14 protein-coding genes are annotated in these 15,461 nt (G+C 58.2%); 10 read left to right on the top strand and 4 right to left on the bottom strand.

Annotation, left to right across the window (positions count from 1 at the left end; translation table 11 throughout):
* Positions 1 to 97: 97 nt before the first annotated feature.
* The 3 genes from GYN08_RS16155 to GYN08_RS16145 all read right to left on the bottom strand — a co-directional run bounded on the left by GYN08_RS16155 (position 98) and on the right by GYN08_RS16145 (position 3,093).
* Positions 98 to 982: a sugar phosphate isomerase/epimerase family protein gene (locus tag GYN08_RS16155; RefSeq protein WP_166276075.1), complete on the bottom strand. Its 885-nt coding sequence runs from the start codon at positions 980 to 982 to the stop codon at positions 98 to 100.
* 135 nt (positions 983 to 1,117) lie between these two features.
* On the bottom strand, positions 1,118 to 2,017 hold the full coding sequence (locus GYN08_RS16150) for a sugar phosphate isomerase/epimerase family protein (protein WP_166276073.1): 900 nt from the start codon (positions 2,015 to 2,017) through the stop codon (positions 1,118 to 1,120).
* Positions 2,017 to 3,093 (bottom strand): Gfo/Idh/MocA family protein, encoded by a 1,077-nt coding sequence (locus GYN08_RS16145; protein WP_166276071.1) that lies wholly within the window; start codon positions 3,091 to 3,093, stop codon positions 2,017 to 2,019. Before GYN08_RS16145 ends, GYN08_RS16150 begins: the two co-directional genes overlap by 1 nt.
* A 103-nt stretch (positions 3,094 to 3,196) precedes the next feature.
* Between GYN08_RS16145 and GYN08_RS16140 the strand changes: the two genes are divergently transcribed.
* Positions 3,197 to 4,057, top strand: a complete 861-nt coding sequence (locus tag GYN08_RS16140; RefSeq protein WP_166276069.1) for a helix-turn-helix transcriptional regulator — start codon at positions 3,197 to 3,199, stop codon at positions 4,055 to 4,057.
* 179 nt (positions 4,058 to 4,236) lie between these two features.
* Positions 4,237 to 5,022 (top strand): YutD family protein, encoded by a 786-nt coding sequence (locus GYN08_RS16135; protein WP_166276067.1) that lies wholly within the window; start codon positions 4,237 to 4,239, stop codon positions 5,020 to 5,022.
* A 124-nt stretch (positions 5,023 to 5,146) separates the two neighbouring features.
* Here the strand turns inward: GYN08_RS16135 and GYN08_RS16130 are convergent, their stop codons facing one another.
* Positions 5,147 to 5,947: an NAD kinase gene (locus GYN08_RS16130; RefSeq protein WP_166276065.1), complete on the bottom strand. Its 801-nt coding sequence runs from the start codon at positions 5,945 to 5,947 to the stop codon at positions 5,147 to 5,149.
* Between the two features lie 562 nt (positions 5,948 to 6,509).
* Here GYN08_RS16130 and GYN08_RS16125 point away from each other — a divergent pair.
* The 8 genes from GYN08_RS16125 (at position 6,510) to GYN08_RS16090 (ending at position 15,321) form a co-directional block, all read left to right on the top strand.
* Positions 6,510 to 6,887, top strand: coding sequence for a globin domain-containing protein (locus GYN08_RS16125; RefSeq protein ID WP_408015075.1), 378 nt, complete (start codon positions 6,510 to 6,512; stop codon positions 6,885 to 6,887).
* 121 nt (positions 6,888 to 7,008) lie between these two features.
* On the top strand, positions 7,009 to 7,710 hold the full coding sequence (locus GYN08_RS16120; protein ID WP_166276061.1) for a DUF2225 domain-containing protein: 702 nt from the start codon (positions 7,009 to 7,011) through the stop codon (positions 7,708 to 7,710).
* A gap of 520 nt (positions 7,711 to 8,230) precedes the next feature.
* Complete coding sequence (locus GYN08_RS16115; RefSeq protein ID WP_166276059.1) at positions 8,231 to 9,172, top strand: AraC family transcriptional regulator; 942 nt, start codon at positions 8,231 to 8,233, stop codon at positions 9,170 to 9,172.
* A 67-nt stretch (positions 9,173 to 9,239) separates the two neighbouring features.
* Positions 9,240 to 10,193, top strand: a complete 954-nt coding sequence (locus tag GYN08_RS16110; RefSeq protein ID WP_166276058.1) for an ABC transporter permease — start codon at positions 9,240 to 9,242, stop codon at positions 10,191 to 10,193.
* Positions 10,194 to 10,242: 49 nt separating this feature from the next.
* Positions 10,243 to 11,136, top strand: a complete 894-nt coding sequence (locus GYN08_RS16105) for a carbohydrate ABC transporter permease (protein ID WP_408015074.1) — start codon at positions 10,243 to 10,245, stop codon at positions 11,134 to 11,136.
* Positions 11,137 to 11,166: 30 nt separating this feature from the next.
* Positions 11,167 to 12,822, top strand: coding sequence for an extracellular solute-binding protein (locus tag GYN08_RS16100; RefSeq protein ID WP_166276057.1), 1,656 nt, complete (start codon positions 11,167 to 11,169; stop codon positions 12,820 to 12,822).
* A gap of 205 nt (positions 12,823 to 13,027) precedes the next feature.
* Entirely contained in the window at positions 13,028 to 14,002 is a 975-nt protein-coding gene (locus GYN08_RS16095) for an N-acetylglucosamine kinase (RefSeq protein WP_166276056.1), read from the top strand.
* Positions 14,002 to 15,321 carry a 6-phospho-beta-glucosidase gene (locus GYN08_RS16090; RefSeq protein ID WP_166276055.1) on the top strand — a complete coding sequence of 440 codons (1,320 nt, stop codon included), beginning with the start codon at positions 14,002 to 14,004 and terminating at the stop codon, positions 15,319 to 15,321. The genes GYN08_RS16095 and GYN08_RS16090 overlap by 1 nt, the downstream gene beginning before the upstream one ends.
* Positions 15,322 to 15,461 lie beyond the last annotated feature (140 nt).

Below are 15,461 nucleotides of genomic sequence, written 5' to 3'. Positions count from 1 at the left end.
GATCGAAAAAGGACTTGAGCCAAGCGCTCAAGTCCTTTTTGCGCGTTCTGCCGACGTTCCGATATTCGGGCAGGGACGTTTTTATTCGGTTAGCCGTTTACGCTTGAGCGCATGCCCGTTCTCGCGATTCGTCCCAAATGCGGCGTACGTTGTCGAACGCGATCCGCGTACCTTCCAGACAATCTTCCATCCCTTCGTATTCGATGGACAGGAAGCCGTCGTAGCCGGAATCTTTGACCAGGGCGATGATTCCGACCAGGTCCAAGTCGCCCTGACCGGCTATGGCGCCGCGCAGCCAGCTGCCGCCCGCGCTGCGGAACCAGCCTTCGCCGGGATTAAGGCGTGCCGGACGGATATAGAAATCCTTGATATGCACCATCGACGCGATCGGCAGATTGTTCCGCACGGCGCTCAGCGGATCTTCGTCGACGCAGACGAAATTGCCGACGTCCAGCGTCGTCCGGAAATTCGGCCGTCCGACCGCGTGCACAAGCGCTTGGATCCGGTCGCTCGCCTGCACGTAGTAGCCGTGATTCTCCACGCTGGTCACGATGCCGTACTGCGACGCGTGATCGGCGATGCGCCGGCAGGCCGATGCCAGCATATCCAGATCCTCGTTGAAGCGAAGGATGGAAGTATCTTCGCGAAAAGCGACGTCATGGCGCATCAACCCGGCGCCCAGACGGTTCGCGCGGTCGACTTCCGACATGACCCGGCGGATTTCCGCTTCGTATTCTTCTTCGCCGCCCGCGGTAAAGTCCGCGCGAATGGCGTAATTGGAAATCTCCAGAGAAAGCTCCCGCGCCCTGCGGACCAGACGCTCTTCGAGACCCGGGTCATCCCCGAAGCCGAATCCCAGGTCCGGCACGATCTCGACGTGAGAGGCGCCGATTCCGGCGGCCCAATCGAGCACTTCTTCGATCTTCATGCGTTCCTGCTGCATCGCTTGGTACAGACTGTATGAGCTGATGCCGAGCTTCATCGTGCAATCACTCCCCGAATGATGGAATATGCCGCGAATACACCGCGAACGGATGGCGCCGCTTCTTCGGCGGCGCATAATTTCGAATCAGGGTCCGCGTCCCGGCGATCCCGCGGACGACGGCCCCGGGACATGTTAATCCCGGACGCGATACTTTTCGATAAACCGTACCGCTCCCGCGATATCCGCGGCCGGATTGTCGCCGACTTCGCGTTCGATGGTCAGATAACCCGTATAACCGATCTCCTGCAGCGCCCGAAAATAAGCGTCGAAATCCACATCGCCTTCGCCCGGAGGAAGCTCGATGAAGTCCGCTTCCGCGCCGCCCGAAGCCATATCGGCAATCGCGGAATGATCCATTTTTTCATAGCCTAGATAACCGTAGACCTGCTTCGGATCGACCTCGCGCAGTCTGCGTCCGTCTTTGACATGCGTATGCACGATATAATCTTTCAGCAGATGCACGCCGCGCACCGGATCGTCGCCCGTGACCATGACCATGTTGGCGGGATCGAAGTTGACCGAGACTCCTTTGGTGCCGAGCGTGTCGAGGAAACTTTTCAGATGGGCGGCCGGCTCGGGACCCGTTTCGATCGCGAAATAGGCGTTCATATCGTTCGCATAACGGCTGAGCTCTTCGCAGGCCCGGTGCATCGCTTCGTAAACGGGGCCGCCGCGATCTTCCGGCACGATGCCGATATGCGTCGTAACCACGTTCGTGCCGAGTTCCAGCGCCAGATCGAGAATCCGCTTGGATTTCTCGATCTTCTCCGGATTGACCGAGGCGTCCTGAAAGCCGTGTCCCGCCAGATCGCCGCACAGCGCCGACACCTCTAGGCCGAGCCCGTCGATGAGGCTGCGCAGCTCGCGCCGCTTGGAGCCGGTCAATGCGGCCGGGTCCATCTCGCCGGACACCGCGTAAATCTGCACGCCGTGCGCGCCGACTTCTTTCGCTTTTTTCAGGCCTTCCGTCACGCCGATGCCGAAGCTGTCGACGATCACGCCGATTTTGTTCGTGAGTTTGAGATTCGTCATTATGCCTCTTCCTCCCCGTCCAAGCGAATTTCCCGACCTTCTTCGGCCGAGCGGTAAATCGCGTTCAGCAGCCGGATCATCTCCACGCCGTCTTCGACGGGACACAAATTGTCGCCTTCTCCGAGGCAGAGCCGAACGAAATGGTCGATTTCCCGCTTGAAGCTGTCGACGAAATCGAAGCCCGGCGCCGTCAGCTGCGGATCGATGTTAATGATGGTGTTGTGCCGCTCGGTCGCGATCGCCAGCGCCGGTTCGATCTCGGCTCCGCCGCGTTCGCCGAAAACGGAAATCTGGGCGGAATCTTTGCGCGCATGCAGCGAGAAGCTGACGTCCACCATAAGGGAAGCGCCGTTTTCGAATCGGATCAGCGCGTTCGCCATATCCTCGACCGTATTGACGGAAGGATCGAAATCCGCGGCCTGATAATAGGCATAATTCTCGACGTTCGAGCGGTTGCCGAGCTTCCGGTACGCGCTGCCGCTGACCGAGACCGCTTTGGGTTTGCCCATCAGATACCAGCACAGATCGATCACGTGGACGCCGATGTCGATCAGCGGGCCGCCGCCGGAGCGTTCCGCGTCCGCGAACCAGCCGCCCGGATTGCCCAGCCGCCGGATCAGACTGGCTCTGGCGTAATAAATGCCGCCGAGGTCGCCCGCGTCGATGAAACGCTTCAGCACTTCGATGTTGGCGGCGTGGCGGCGGACGTAGCCGACCTGCAGCACGCGTCCGCTCTCCTTCACGGCCTGCTGAATCGCCAGCGCTTCGTCGACCGTTTTGCACAGCGGCTTTTCGCAGAGGACATGTTTGCCGGCGCGAAGCGCCTCGATGCTGATCTCGGCATGCGAATTGTTCCAGGTACAGATGCTGACCGCCTGGATCGCCGGGTCGGCCAGCAGTTCCCGATAGTCGCCGTAGACGCCGGGAATGCCGTACTTTTCCGCCGTTTGACGCGCGCGTTCCGAATTCAGGTCGCAGACGGCGGCGAGCTTAACTTGCGGGTTGGAGGCGTAAGCCTGCAGATGAGCGTCGGAGATGGAACCGCAGCCGATCAGTCCGATGTGTACGTTTTCCATGCTTGGATTCATCCTTTCCAAAACGGTATGGTATATTTGTTCGTAAAAGGGATGTGCGATACGCCTAATTTAGCACAGCGCCAAAAAGGAGAGAATGTGCGGTATGCCAAAATACATGGACTATACGATCAGCCGAAGCCCCATCCGCGTCCTGACCCCGTCCGTCGAACCCGCCCGGCTGCGCATCCGTTCGGTCGCGATCGTGAACGCCGGCCATCTTCCGGGACGGACGATGCGGCGGGAAGGGGCGTCTTTTCAATATTGGGCGTTGGTGCTGATTACCGGGGGGAAAGGGTTCTACCGGGTGGACGGAGGAGAAATCCAGCAGGTGAGCGCCGGCTCCTGGTTCTGTCTCTATCCCGGCGCCGAGTTCCATTACGGACCCCATCCGGGCGAGTATTGGGACGAGTATTATTTTACGGCGGAAGGAAGCCGAATCGAGGAATGGCGCCGAGACTGGCTGTCCGCGGAGCCGAAGGTGCGCAAATTCCGGATGAACGAACTGCTGCTGCAGCGGATGGAGAACATGCTGAGGCTGATCGAGGGAGGCACGCCGGACAATCTGGACCGGACGGCGCTGCAGCTGGAGAGCTTTCTGTACGAACTGATCTCCGAGGAAGACGGACGGGATGCGGGAGGACGCGAACGATTCGCGCAGGAGGTGATCGAGGATATTCAGGCGATGCTGCACGTTCCGCCGACGGTGTCGGACATCGCTGCCCGTCATCACGTTTCGGTCTCGACGCTGCGCCGGATCGTGCACGATTACACGGGGTATCCGTTCAACGAGTTCGTGCACCGGCTGCGCACCGCGGAAGCGCGCAACGTGCTGCTGAATACCGATATGAGCGTCAAGGAAATCGGCGAGCGGCTCGGATACAAGGATATGTTTTATTTTTCGCGCGTATTCAAGCGCATTACGGGAGTCTCTCCAAGGGAATACCGCAGCCGGGTCGGGCCGTAAACGCCGCCGTCCGCTTCGGTTGTCCGCAAGTCGTTATTGGTTTTTTGCACAGGCGCCGTTATAATGAATTTAGCTTTAAAATTTTTTTGATATCCGCTTTATTTGAATTTTTATTGCATACGGCCAGGAATATATAGAGGCTTTTGACAGCTAGCGTTTCGGCAGGGGAGGGGAATTTGTTGTTTCAAATCGGCGGTAAAGTCTACGAAGTAATGATCAACCACAAAAACGGCTGGAATGCGGAAGCGTTCCGAGGCCGTTACAGCGAGATTCTGGAGCGTTACGATTACATCGTCGGAGACTGGGGCTATAATCAGCTGCGGCTCAAAGGGATGTACAAGGACGGTCAGCCCAAGGTGGCGAAAGAATCCCAATTTTCTTTTACGACCGACTATATCACGGAACACTGCAATTTCGGCTGCGCCTACTTCGTGCTTCGCAAGGTCAAAGACATGCGGGACGTCAAGGACGAAGCGGAAGCCGCCCAGTATCCGGATCTCGGCGAGATCAAGGAACCGGTGAGGGAATACCGCGAATCGTCGAAAACGCAGGAAGCGGCGAAGGAAAATCGCGAGCATCCGCCGGGCAGGGAACGGAAGGAGCAGCGCGGCGGACGAAGCGATCGCGACTCCAAAAGCCCGCGCGGCGAACGCGCCCAGGAAGCGGGCGATCCGAAGGAAAAAACGCAGGGCCACTCGGGCAAAAAGCAGCATCACCGCGAACGGCCGAACCGGGAGAATCAGAACCGCGATCGGGAGAAGGACAAGCCTTCCAAAGGTTCCGGAAACGAGCAGCAGCATCGAAACCGCAAGCGCGAAGACCGGGGCGGGGACAGCCGGTCCGGGCAGCGCCGCGAAGGCGGCGAACGGCCGAACCGCGAACAGGCGGCGCCGGCAAGATCGAACGCCAATCCGAATCCGAATTCCAATTCGGGCAGCCGCCCGGATCAGGAGACGGCCAAGTAGCGGATGCGCCGCATGCAGGCGGCGATATTCGCGGCCCAATAAAAACGAACACGGAAAAAGCGGCTCAAGCGAGCCGCTTTTTTGGCGTTTATGGACGAAATGGAGCATTCGATCGACACGGGAACTACCCGAGGAAAGCTTCGCGCACCCGGTTCCAGAACGGGAACGGACGGTAGCGGGCAAAGCTGATCTTCTGGCTCGACACGCGGCAGCGGACCGAGACAAGATCGTCGATCGCCAGGTAACGGTGGTCCATCGTCAGCAGCAGCCGCTGCTCCTTGCGCGAATAAATGTCGCAGTGGTGATGCTTCGGCAGCACGAGAGGCGAGCCCAATGTCCGGAATACCCGGTTATTGATGGAGGCGATCTCCGCGATCTGCAGCGCTTCCAGCGTCGGATGCATGATCGCGCCGCCGAGTCCTCGGTTGTAAGCCGTGCTGCCCGACGGCGTGGAGACGCAGATGCCGTCGCCGCGGAACATTTCGAACACTTCGTCGTTGATGTCGATCTGCACGACCATGGTCGCCTCGGCGCCTTTGATGGCGAATTCGTTGAGCACGGTATGAACGGAAGTTCCCGATTGGCGTTCGATCTCGAGTTCCAGCAGCGGATATTTGACGATTTTCGGACCGAGTCCGCCTTCGCCGGCACCCGACATGAATTCGATCAGCTCGGGCAGGTCCTCCGCTTTCCAATCGGCGTAAAATCCGAGGTGTCCCGTATGGACGCCGACGAACGCGATTTCCGGAATTCGGTCGATAAACGAATGGAACGCATGCAGCATCGTGCCGTCGCCGCCGATCGAAACGACGATCTCCGGCGACTCCGAATCCATTTCGAAGCCTTTCGCCGCGGCGAGTCTATGAAATTGTTGACTGAGGTCGATCGACAGCTGGTCGCCGCGATCCAGTACATAATATTTCAACGGTTTAACGCTCCTTTTCTCGGAGTTTTGCCCTATGTTCGGCGGGGGAAGCCGGCGGTTATACCCGTACATTTTAACATGCCGCGGAAGCGAGAGCGCATAAAACTTTTTTTGTAAAATTTATCCTTATGCTTGAAGAAAGCGATTGCAAAATGGCTTTATTTTTTGATGATCTGTGATAGAATAAAAAAACCAAACTCTTTTTCCGGCCTTTTGGCGGATTACATTTACCGGATGTCGGCAAGTTGTCCTTAAATTTGAGACGGACGGAGTGGTCTAATGAGCATTTTAACGGGTATTATGGTCTGCGCTTTCGTATACGTCATCCGCGTTTCTCTCGATCAGCCGGGAGAAGAGGAATGGAGCGGATATTAGAAACGCAGCTTGATGGGGCGGCGCGGGTTCCGGGGGACGGACGCGCGCATTTTTCTTCGGCGCAGGGGGAACCCGGCGCTTTTTTTTGTTTTTTCCGTCAAACTGTGTATAAAGGCGGGTCTGAAACAACCGCAATTTTGCTATAATACAAATGAAAGAAAAAGCATGCGGAAAGCGGGTAATGGACATGGATTCCGGACAGACGATCTACCAGCAGCTCGGCGAATCGGCCGGCCTGCTCAGCATCATTGAAACCTTTTACGGCAAAGTCGTGCAGGAACCTCTGCTCGCGCCTTTGTTTCCCGAGGATATCAGCCCCGTGATCGAACGTCAACATCAGTTCCTGACCCAGTTCTTCGGAGGGCCTCCGCTCTATTCCGAGCGGCACGGACATCCGATGATGAGAGCTCGCCATATGCGTTTTCCGGTAACGAACGAGCGTGCCGACGCCTGGCTGGCGTGCATGAATGCGGCGCTCCGGGAAAACGATGTGGAAGACGAGCTGCGCGAATTCGTGATTGCCAGGTTAAAAGGTCCGGCCTATCACTTCGTCAATACTCCGTAACAGGGATGCCTGAACCGGGACGGACGTTTCGTCTGCCCTGCGTGAACGCGGCATGCTGCGCAGGCCGGTGCTGTCTCTCCGTCTCTTAAGCATAAGAAATCAGAAAGAAGGGCTTGCCATTATGGAGATCGATCCGCTGTTTCAAATTACGACCGCCTGCGTATGCTGCGAAAAGACGTTTCAGACGAGCCGCGTGCGGCCGAGTTTCAAGCAGACGATCAAGCGCGATACGGACTTTTGCGCGCATTATAAAAACGAAAACCCCGACTTTTACGTCGTTCGGGTCTGCCCGCACTGCGGTTTTGCCTTCACGGAGAACTCGGCGGCCAAGCTGAGCGAAGCGCAGCGTCAAAGCTTCAAGGAGAAAGTCGGCGCGCCGGCGAAAAAGAAAGATTACAGCGGCGCGCGCACGCTCGAAGCGGCAATGGAAACTTACAAGCTTGCGCTGATCTGCGCCCAGGTCATCGGGGACAAGGAGCGGATTATCGCCAGCCTGCTGCATCATATTGCTTGGCTGTACCGCTATGCGGACAATCCGGAGCAGGAGATCCGCTTTATCGGCTACGCTCGGGATTCTTACGTCCGCGTCTACGAGACCGAAACAGCCGGGCCGAGCGACGCCCGGCTGATGTACCTGATCGGCGAGCTCTGCCGCAGACTGGGCGAGTTCAATGAAGCGGTACGCTGGTTCTCGCGGGTCATCAACGACCAGCGGATCATGGATGCCGCCATGATTCGCGCGTCGCGCGAGCAGTGGGCGGCGCTGCGCGAAGAGATGTTGGCGCAGAAGATGGAGCTGCCGTCGGAGATGCAGCAGTCTTAGGAAGAGGGGAAAAGGCCGGCCGCCGCGGGTCTCGGCGGACATCGTCAAGCCTCGCTCGAGGAAAGTTCAACACTTTCCTTGAGCCGAGGCTTTTTATGTTGAAAAAACGCAGGCGAGCAGGTGTCCCTTGGCGGACGCTTGCTCGCCTATGCCTTCATTCCGTTTCGCGGGCTCAAAGCGGCGAAACGCCTCCCCGCCCGGCGCAGCGGGAAAAGGCCGAAGGCGGAGGGGGAGTTCGCGGAAAAGCGTCAGCGTTCGCCTTTGAAATCGGGAAGCTCCCTCTTAATCTCATCCAAGCTTCCCGATTGAAACAGCGATTGAAGCGAACTACCCCGAAGCCTACCAGCCTTTTCCCCGCGAGTCCTTCTCGATGTAATCTATATTGACGCCGTACTGGCACGAAACTAAGATAGGGATACCTTACCGAGGAAAAGGGCTTTTTCAGAGAAAATCAGTAAGATACAGTAACTTTCGGCGAAATACAGCAACTACCAGCAACTTCATGGAACGGAGGAGTCAAATGGCCGTTATCCGCAGCGAAGATAAAACGAAAGAAAAAGTCGTGTTTTCCAGGGAGTATCCGATCCACCTCTCGGACACGATCGGAGTGACGCCGCAGTATCAGAGGCTGCACACGCACGACGCGCTGGAGATCAACATGATCAAGGCCGGCACCGGGCATTATTTGATCGACGGGGTCCGCTACGATTTCCGGGCGGGAGACATCGTGCTGATCGGCTCGGGCGCCCTCCACTGCGCTTACGAGCACGAAGGGCTGGTCATGCAGGTCATGACGTTCGACGCCGCCTGGTTCATGGGCAGCCAGCGATCCGATCCCGACATTTTAAGTCCGTTCAAAGAAATCGGCGTGTACTTTACCCATCTGCTCGACCGCGATCATCCCCGTCTGCCCGCGCTGCGCGATCTGCTTCTGGCGATTCAGGAAGAACACGAAACGCGAAGCGCCTCGTACACCTCCGTCGTCTATGCTTATATGCTGCAATTTTTCGCGCAGGTCAATCGCCATTTCCGCCAGGAGAACGTCCAGCAAGGGAAACGAGCGGTCTCCGCCGCCCAATTGGAGAAAGTGCGTCTCGTAATCCGCGCGATGGAAGAGGACTGCGCATACCCGTGGACGCTGGAAGAATTGGCGGCGCTTGCTTACCTGAGCCCGTCGCGGTTCAGCGATATATTCCGCCGGGCGGTCGGCGTGTCTCCGCTCACTTATCTGATTCAGGTCCGGCTGGAAAATGCGTATCATCTGCTGGAAACGTCAGACCTGAAAATTCTCGATATCGCCATGGAATGCGGTTTCCGTACATTGTCCAACTTCAATCGGCTGTTCAAACGGCATATCGGCACGGAGCCTCGCCATGTTCGCAGCCGAGGAGTCTGCTCGTGCAGTAAGATAGTACCGGTTTTTGATCGTTTTAGCGGAGAGAGCGGACGGAATCAGGAATAAGATGGAGTCAGGAAAGATCACTTCATAGGTAACTCGCATTTACACAATGTTCGGGAAGGAGGGCAATATGCAGAATACGACGCGGTTGTCCGTTGAAAAGGCAAAAGCCAAGCCGTCGCGGCTGCGGCGATTCGGCAAACAGTGGGACCTGCAATTGATGGTTCTGCCGCCGCTGCTGTTCATCTTCGTATTCAGCTACATTCCGATGTACGGGGTGCTGATGGCTTTTCAAGATTACAGCTTGTTCGAAGGTTTCTCGGGCAGTCCGTGGGTAGGCTTCAAGCACTTCGAAATGTTTTTTGCCGCACCGGAGTTCTGGACCGTCATCCGCAACACGGTGATCATCAGTCTGCTGAAGCTCTTGATCGGGTTCCCCGCTCCGATCATTCTGGCGCTCATGCTTAACGAGGTGAAAAGCCGGGTGTTCAAACGGACGGTGCAGACGATCAGCTACCTGCCGCACTTTCTGTCCTGGGTCATCGTTTCGGGCTTCGTCATGTCGCTGCTGTCGACGGAGAACGGCAGCGTCAACATACTGCTGCAGAGCCTGAATCTGATCAAAGAACCGATCAACTTCCTGTCCCTCCCGGAATACTTCTGGACGATTCTCGTGACGACCGGAGTCTGGAAAGAAATCGGCTTCGCCTCCATCGTGTACCTCGCGGCCATCGCGGGCGTCGATCCGCATCTGCACGAAGCGGCGGCGATGGACGGAGCGGGAAAGCTGCGCCAGATCTTTTCCGTGACGCTGCCGACCATCATGCCCGTCGTGATCGTGTTCCTGATTCTGGCGATCGGCAATCTGCTCAGCGCCGGCTTCGAGGACATCCTGCTGCTCGGTTCCAATCCCGTATTAAGAGACGTGGGCGACGTACTGGATACATACGTGTACCGCACCGGCATCCAAAACAACCGGTATTCGTACGCGACGGCGGCGGGATTGTTCAAGTCGCTGCTCGGCGTGCTGCTGCTGGTCGGAGCGAATTACGCGGCCCGCAAATCGGGCAACAGCTTATGGTAAGCCGTCCGCAAGGTAAAGTTCATGCGAAAACGGAAGGAGGTGCGGGCCCGTGAAAGACTCGGCCGGCGACCGTACATTGTCGATCGTCATTTACGCGCTGCTCGCTTTTATGGCGTTCGTTTCGTTTTATCCGTTCTGGAACGCCGCGGTGATCTCGTTCAACAACGGAACGGATACGCTGCGCGGCGGCATTACATTCTGGCCCCGGGCGTTCACGCTCGAGAATTACCGGGTCGTGTTCGAAGACAGCCGCCTGATCAACGGATTTCTGATCTCGGTGCTGCGCACGCTCGTCGGCACGCTGCTGTCGATCGGGGCGACCGCCATTTTCGCTTACGGCATGAGCAAATCCGAGCTGATGGGCCGCCAGACTTACATGGTTCTGTGCATCATCACGATGTACTTCAGCGGAGGGCTCATTCCGACCTTCCTGCTGATCCGCTCGCTCGACCTGTTCAACACGTTTTGGGTCATGGTCATTCCCGGCCTGATCAGCGTATGGAACATGATCATTTTCCGCACTTTTTTCAAAGGCATACCGGCGGGGCTGGAAGAATCGGCCCGGATCGACGGCTGCTCCAATTGGGGCGTCCTTTTCCGGATCGTGCTCCCGCTGTCGGGTCCCGTCATCGCCACGCTGTCGCTGTTCACGGCCGTCTATCATTGGAACGACTGGTTTACCCCGAGCATTTACATCAGCAACGCCGATCTGCTTCCGATTCAGACGAAGCTGCAGCAGATTCTGAATTCGAACATTATGAGCGAGCAGATGGCCCAGCTGGATTCCGCGGCGCAGGGGCGCATGAGCCAGATGAAGACCGTGACGACGAAATCGCTGTCCATGGCGACGATGATGGTGGCGACGATTCCCATTTTGTGCGTATATCCTTTTCTGCAAAAGTATTTCGTCAAGGGCGTGCTGGTCGGTTCGCTGAAGGAATAGAAAAGACGAGACCGAGAAGGGGGCAAAGCGATGAAAATCGGCAAAAAGACACTGGGGTTCGGATCGGCGCTGCTGGCGCTGTCGTTGACGCTGACGGGCTGTACGGGAGGCGGAGGTTCGGCGGTTTCCAAAGAAGCCGAGGGAGGAACGGGCACTGCCGAAGCGGCGGGCGGCGCTTACGCGCTGGGCGAGCAGCCGTTGGAGTTTTCCTTCTACGGGCACTACGATTGGTACACGATGCCGAATTGGGGCGAAGATCAGGCATCCGCATGGATCAAGGAAAACAAGAAGGTCAACGTCGTGCCGGTCAGCTCGGGAGGCAACGCCAAGCAGAAGCTGAACACGATGATCGTCTCGGGCGAGCTGCCCGACGTCATCTGGACCGAGCGCGGAGCCGACGTGGAATCGCTGCGCAAAGCCGGAGTGCTCGTGCCGTTCGACGACTATCTGGACAAGTACCCCAACCTGAAAAAGTGGGCGGGCGAAGAGACGCTCGACATGCTGCGCTCGGAGGACGGCAAGCTGTACCAGTTCCCGAACTGGTACACGACGCAGCCGAACGGCAACGCGGGGTATCTCGTCAACAAAAAGATCTATAACGAACTCGGCGCGCCGCCGCTTGAGACGACCGACGACCTGTACGATTATTTGAAGCAGGTTAAGGCGAAGTACCCGGATGTGGTGCCGCTCGAGGTGGGACAGACCGCTTCGGGCATCGACATTATAAGCTCGGCTTTTGCGGAAAATCGGCCCTATATGTACAGTTCGCGCAGCATGATGGCCGTTCCGTCGGGCGATGCCATGGCTTCCGTGTTCACCGACGACGTGTTCCGCGAGACGCTGGTGTACGCCAATCGGCTGTACCGCGAGAAGCTGATGAGCCAGGAAGCGTTCACGCAGCCGCTGGAGCAGGTGGAGCAGAAGATCATTACCGGCAAAGCGGCCGTCTACGTCGCATCCAGCCCGACCGAATTCGGAGCGATCGGCAACTCGATCCTGAGCGCGGAAGACCCGGAAGCCGGCTATATCATGGTTTGGCCGGTGCATAAGGAAGGACTGGACAAAAACAAAATTTTCCCGGGCACTTACAACCAGCTCGGTTGGAACGTCAGCGTGATCACGAAGTCGGCGAAGGACCCGGAAGCGATCTTCGCTTTCCTGGACTGGCTCACCGGTCCGGAAGGCCAGCGGATCAGCATGTGGGGACCGGAAGGCATGTATTGGAAAGGCGTGGACGAAGACGATGCGCCGATCTTCACGGATGCGTTCACGACGGACACGAAGGGGCGCGACGAGCTGATGAACTCCACGGTCAATCTGCAGTGGGTCGGCAACACGGTCTACGTGGACAACTCCAAAATGAAATTCGAATCGACGCTGCCGGAAGAGAAGAAGAGCTGGGAAACCAAATGGCAGTCCGAGATTACGTGGAAAACGCAGTACGACACGACGGAATTCGTCAATCTGAACCCGGCCGGCGATTCGAGCGAAGGCATCATCGAACAGAGCGTCGGGGAGATCTACGAAAAAGCGAGAGCGCAGGCCATTATGAACGCGGGCAGCGAAGAAGAAGTGCTGGCCATTCTGGATAAGGCGGAGAAGGACGCGCAGCAGGTCGGTTATGCGCAGCTGCTCGAGTACAAGACGAAGAAGTGGAAAGAAAACCTCGAGAAACTGGGCCGATAAACAATCGCGGAATAAGCCGCTTCAAGCCGTGTACCCGCTCGGAGCGGCGCATGAAAATCGGCATACAAACGGCGCGCGGAATGCGGGATACAAACGCGACACCGGGAATACGCGCAGGGTCCGGCGGGGGAAGCCGGCCTCTGCGGGCCCTGTCCGGTGCCGATGCTTTTTCGCTTCACCGCTGCGTGATGGAGGGGGACTCGATTTGAATTATTATTTGGGCGTTGACGGCGGAGGCAGCAAGACGCTGGCCGTGATCTGCGATGAGACGGGGCGCATCGCGGGCAGGGGAATAAGCGGCTGCGGCAATCATCAGCTGGGCGCCGACGCCGCGGAGCGCAATATCCGTCTGGCCGTGGACGAAGCGCTGCGGCAGGCGGGCGTGGGCGGGGAACAGGTCGTCCGTTCCGTATTCGGACTGGCGGGTGCCGACCGTGAAGCCGATTTTCGGATTTTGCGGCCGATGATCGGCAGGATGGAGCCGGGCGATCACGATATCGTCTGCGATACCGTGATCGGCCTGCGCGCCGGAACGAGACAGGCGCACGGGGTGGTCGTCATCTGCGGCACGGGGACGAACTGCTACGGCATTAACCGGCAGGGCGAAGAGCTCCAAGTCGGCGGATTCGGATACGCCTTCGGCGATTTCGGCGGAGGAGCGGATCTGGCGGTCGAAGTCTTCCGCTCGGTGATTCGCGCCTGGGAAGGCCGGGAAAGACCGACCCTGCTTGCGGAAGCGGCGCTGCGGACGCTGGCTATAGGTTCCGAAGAAGAAATGTTTCATCATTACCTGGACACGGGCCGAAGAATTCCGAGCGATCTGGCCAAGCTGCTGTTCGAGGTGGCGGAGTGCGACGAGACGGCCAGGTCCATTCTGGAGCGTCAGGGCCGGGAGCTCGGCAAAGCGGCCGGGGCGGTCGTCCGCAGGCTGAACATGGAAGACGAACGCTTCGACCTCGTCATGGCGGGAAGCGTCTTGACCCGGGGAGACAGCCGCTATATTTTGCCTTACCTGGACGCGGAAATCCGGACGTCCGCGCCGGAATGCCGGCTGACCGTCCTGACGCTGGAGCCGGCGGCGGGTGCGCTGTTTATGGCCATGAACCGCGAAGCGGGTGTAAGCGAAGACGTATACGAGCGGATTCACCAACAATTAAGCGTAAAGGCGGCGAGCGTGTAATGCGGCAGAAGCTGAAAGTAGCGGTGATCGGAGGCGGTTCTTCGTACACCCCCGAGCTGATCGAAGGATTTATTTTGAATTACGGAACTTTTCCGGTAACGGAAATCGTACTGGTCGATATCGAGCCGGGGCTGCGCAAGCTGTCGATCGTCGGCAGGCTCGCTCAGCGCATGATCGCCAAATCCGGGCTGCCGATCGAGATCCGGCTGACGCTGGACCGGCGCTCGGCGCTGGAAGGAGCGGACTTCGTATCGACGCAGATGCGGGTCGGCCGTCTCGAGGCCCGCGGCTGGGACGAAACGATTCCGCTGAAATACGGCATGATCGGACAGGAGACGACCGGCCCGGGAGGCATGATGAAGGCGCTGCGGACCATTCCCGTCCTGCTCGGCGTGGCCCGGGATATGGAAGAGCTGTGTCCCGACGCCTGGCTGCTCAACTTCACCAATCCGGCCGGGATGGTCACGGAAGCGGTCACCAAGCATTCGCGCATTCGGACGATCGGTCTGTGCAATTCGCCGATCGCGGCTTACAAATGGCTGTCAAAGCTGTACGACGTGCCGGCCGAGCGGATTTACTGCGAATTCGCGGGCCTGAACCATCTGCATTACGTCAGCCGGATCGAAATCGACGGCGAGTCCAAAATGGAAGAGCTGCTGGCCGACCGCGACGGCTATTCCGCCCGCAACGTGCCGCAGTACGAATGGAACGGCGCGCTGCTGCGCACGCTGCAATCCATTCCGTCCTATTACTTGAAATACTTTTATCTGCACCGGGAACTGTTGGCCGAGCAGCAGGAAGCGGCCGCCAAAGGCGAAACGCGGGCGGAGACGGTGCAGCGGCTGGAAGACGAATTGTTCGAGCTGTACGAGGACGTCAACCTGGCCGAAAAGCCGAAGCAGCTCGAACAGCGCGGCGGCGCGTATTATTCGGAAGCGGCCGTGAAACTGATGAATTCGCTCTACAACGACAAGGGCGATATTCAGACGCTGAACGTGGCGAATAACGGGATTCTCGGTTTCCTGCCGGACAACGCCTGCATCGAGGTCAACTGCAAGGTGCTGAAGACCGGTCCCGTACCGATTCCGGTGCAGACCGTTCCCGAAGCGGCCAAGGGCCTGATTCATGCGGTCAAAACGTACGAGCGGTTGGCGATCGAAGCCGCCGTCACCGGCAGCCGCGAGCTGGCGCTCGCCGCTCTCGCCCATCATCCGCTGGTGCCTTCGGTGAACGACGCCGAACAAATGCTGGACGAGATGCTGGAGCGGAACAGAGCTTACTTGGGGAACTTTTTCCCGAACGAGGCGGCGGTGCGTTGAAGCGGGCGCCGAATCCGACCGCAGCAAATTCGCACAACCAAAAAACCCTTCGAAGATCGATTCTTCGAAGGGCTTTCTTTTGTTGTTTCCTAATTCCGAAAACACGGACATGCAGTTCCGCGTCCGCTTCGCTTTTTCCC

The organism is Saccharibacillus alkalitolerans (genome assembly GCF_011090185.1).
Lineage (GTDB): Bacteria > Bacillota > Bacilli > Paenibacillales > Paenibacillaceae > Saccharibacillus > Saccharibacillus alkalitolerans.
This window is presented reverse-complemented; position numbering and strand designations above follow the sequence as displayed.